The organism is Nonomuraea ceibae, from assembly GCF_019396325.1.
Taxonomy (GTDB): domain Bacteria; phylum Actinomycetota; class Actinomycetes; order Streptosporangiales; family Streptosporangiaceae; genus Nonomuraea; species Nonomuraea ceibae.
Genome location: NZ_JAHKRO010000245.1, coordinates 1 through 1,282, shown reverse-complemented (window position 1 = coordinate 1,282; position 1,282 = coordinate 1). Strand labels below are relative to the sequence as shown.

Annotated in this window: 2 protein-coding genes; both read left to right on the top strand. The window is 70.0% G+C overall.

Annotation, left to right across the window (positions count from 1 at the left end; translation table 11 throughout):
- Positions 1-73: 73 nt before the first annotated feature.
- The gene (locus tag KME80_RS49770; protein ID WP_219520095.1) at positions 74-373 is read left to right on the top strand and encodes a transposase; all 300 of its coding nucleotides are present in this window, start codon (positions 74-76) and stop codon (positions 371-373) included.
- Entirely contained in the window at positions 370-1,242 is an 873-nt protein-coding gene (locus KME80_RS49765) for an IS3 family transposase (RefSeq protein ID WP_219520093.1), read from the top strand. Before KME80_RS49770 ends, KME80_RS49765 begins: the two co-directional genes overlap by 4 nt.
- Positions 1,243-1,282 lie beyond the last annotated feature (40 nt).

Sequence of the window (1,282 nt, the reverse complement as noted above, 5' to 3'; positions counted from 1 at the left end):
CTGGGCTTGATCCGGTTTGACGGACATCCGAGATCAGGGGTTCGTCCCGGGAAGGATGTCCATGATGGAGAGCATGGGGAAGAAGAAGCCGCGTCCTCGCCGCTCGTTCACGCCGGAGTTCAAGGCCGAGATCGTCGAGCTGTGCCAGCGGGGCGACCGATCGATCCGTGAGGTGGCTCAGGACTTCGATCTGACCGAGACGGCGGTGCGCCAATGGGTGCGCCAGGCTGAGGTCGACGAGGGGCAGCGGGATGGGCTGACCAGCAGTGAGCGGGAGGAGCTGGCGGCGCTGCGGCGGGAGAACCGGCGGCTGCGCGAGGACATCGATGTCCTGAAGCGGGCGACGGCTTTCTTCGTGAGGGAGACCCGGTGAGCGTGCACCCGTTCATCGAGGCGGAGAAGCAGGGCGGTCACAGCGTCAAGCGGGCGTGTGAGCTGCTGGGAGTCTCCCGTGCCGCCTTCTACGCGCGCCGCACCGCCGTCCCTGGGCCGCGTGCGATGCGCGATGCCGAGCTGGCCGGGCAGATCGCCGAGGTGCACGCGCGCTCACGAGGCAGTTACGGCGCGCCGCGGGTGCACGCGCAACTGCGGCGGGACGGGCAGCGGTGCGGCCGGCGGAGGGTGGCCCGGCTGATGCGCCTCCTGGGCCTGGCCGGCCGGTATCGGCGCCGCCGGCAGGTCACCACCATCCCCGACCCGCACGCGAGCATGCGGCCGGACCTGATCGAGCGCGACTTCACGCCGGACCCGACCGGACTCGATAGGCGCTGGTGCGGCGATATCACCTACGTGCCGACCGAGGAGGGCTGGCTGTATCTGGCCACCGTGATCGACATCGCCTCGCGCCGGGTGGTCGGCTGGGCGACGGCCGATCATTTGCGCACCGGCCTGGTCGCCGAGGCTCTGCAGCAGGCCTGCGCCCGCCGCCGCCCGAGCGGGCCGGTGACTTTCCACTCCGATCGCGGCTGTCAATATACGAGCGCCGCCTACGCGCAACTGGCCGGGCGGCTCGGCGTGCGGTTGTCGGTCGGACGGACCGGTCAGTGCTGGGACAACGCGCTGGCCGAGTCGTTCTTCGCCACCCTCAAGGGCGAACTTCTCGATCAGCGGTCCTGGCCTACCCGCGCCGCGGCCCGCAGCGCGATCTTCGAGTTCATCGAGGGCTGGTACAACCTGCACCGCCTGCACAGCAGCCTGGGCTACCGTAGCCCCGCCGACTACGAGGCAGTCGCAGCGGCCTGACCACCACAACGATGGTGTCCGTCGGAGCGGAGCAAGCTCA

Bases quoted from the DNA above. Each gene is read 5' to 3' on its own strand.
- KME80_RS49770 (WP_219520095.1), top strand. From the start codon at position 74: ATGGGGAAGAAGAAGCCGCGTCCTCGCCGCTCGTTCACGCCGGAGTTC.